This window comes from Pseudomonas sp. I2 (assembly GCF_040984075.1).
Classification (GTDB): domain Bacteria; phylum Pseudomonadota; class Gammaproteobacteria; order Pseudomonadales; family Pseudomonadaceae; genus Aquipseudomonas; species Aquipseudomonas guariconensis_B.
Window position 1 is genome coordinate 1 of the sequence record NZ_JBCGFQ010000120.1, and the last position, 1,083, is coordinate 1,083.

Annotated in this window: 1 protein-coding gene and 1 pseudogene; both read left to right on the forward strand. The window is 62.3% G+C overall.

Features of this window, described 5'->3' with window-relative positions; genetic code table 11:
- Window positions 1-66: pseudogene (locus tag WCE05_RS25815) on the forward strand (QacE family quaternary ammonium compound efflux SMR transporter); the annotation flags it as partial.
- The gene (sul1, locus tag WCE05_RS25820; RefSeq protein ID WP_000259031.1) at window positions 60-899 is read left to right on the forward strand and encodes a sulfonamide-resistant dihydropteroate synthase Sul1; all 840 of its coding nucleotides are present in this window, start codon (window positions 60-62) and stop codon (window positions 897-899) included. The pseudogene WCE05_RS25815 and the gene sul1, both read left to right, overlap by 7 nt.
- The last annotated feature ends 184 nt before the right edge of the window (window positions 900-1,083 follow it).

Below are 1,083 nucleotides of genomic sequence, written 5' to 3' on the forward strand. Positions count from 1 at the left end.
ATTGCTGCCTTTTTGCTCGCCCGATCCCCATCGTGGAAGTCGCTGCGGAGGCCGACGCCATGGTGACGGTGTTCGGCATTCTGAATCTCACCGAGGACTCCTTCTTCGATGAGAGCCGGCGGCTAGACCCCGCCGGCGCTGTCACCGCGGCGATCGAAATGCTGCGAGTCGGATCAGACGTCGTGGATGTCGGACCGGCCGCCAGCCATCCGGACGCGAGGCCTGTATCGCCGGCCGATGAGATCAGACGTATTGCGCCGCTCTTAGACGCCCTGTCCGATCAGATGCACCGTGTTTCAATCGACAGCTTCCAACCGGAAACCCAGCGCTATGCGCTCAAGCGCGGCGTGGGCTACCTGAACGATATCCAAGGATTTCCTGACCCTGCGCTCTATCCCGATATTGCTGAGGCGGACTGCAGGCTGGTGGTTATGCACTCAGCGCAGCGGGATGGCATCGCCACCCGCACCGGTCACCTTCGACCCGAAGACGCGCTCGACGAGATTGTGCGGTTCTTCGAGGCGCGGGTTTCCGCCTTGCGACGGAGCGGGGTCGCTGCCGACCGGCTCATCCTCGATCCGGGGATGGGATTTTTCTTGAGCCCCGCACCGGAAACATCGCTGCACGTGCTGTCGAACCTTCAAAAGCTGAAGTCGGCGTTGGGGCTTCCGCTATTGGTCTCGGTGTCGCGGAAATCCTTCTTGGGCGCCACCGTTGGCCTTCCTGTAAAGGATCTGGGTCCAGCGAGCCTTGCGGCGGAACTTCACGCGATCGGCAATGGCGCTGACTACGTCCGCACCCACGCGCCTGGAGATCTGCGAAGCGCAATCACCTTCTCGGAAACCCTCGCGAAATTTCGCAGTCGCGACGCCAGAGACCGAGGGTTAGATCATGCCTAGCATTCACCTTCCGGCCGCCCGCTAGCGGACCTGGTCAGGTTCCGCGAAGGTGGGCGCAGACATGCTGGGCTCGTCAGGATCAAACTGCACTATGAGGCGGCGGTTCATACCGCGCCAGGGGAGCGAATGGACAGCGAGGAGCCTCCGAACGTTCGGGTCGCCTGCTCGGGTGATATCGACGAGG

What these genes read in the sequence shown, in the direction of transcription:
- sul1 (WP_000259031.1), top strand. Translation starts at nt 60, where the DNA reads ATGGTGACGGTGTTCGGCATTCTGAATCTCACCGAGGACTCCTTCTTC.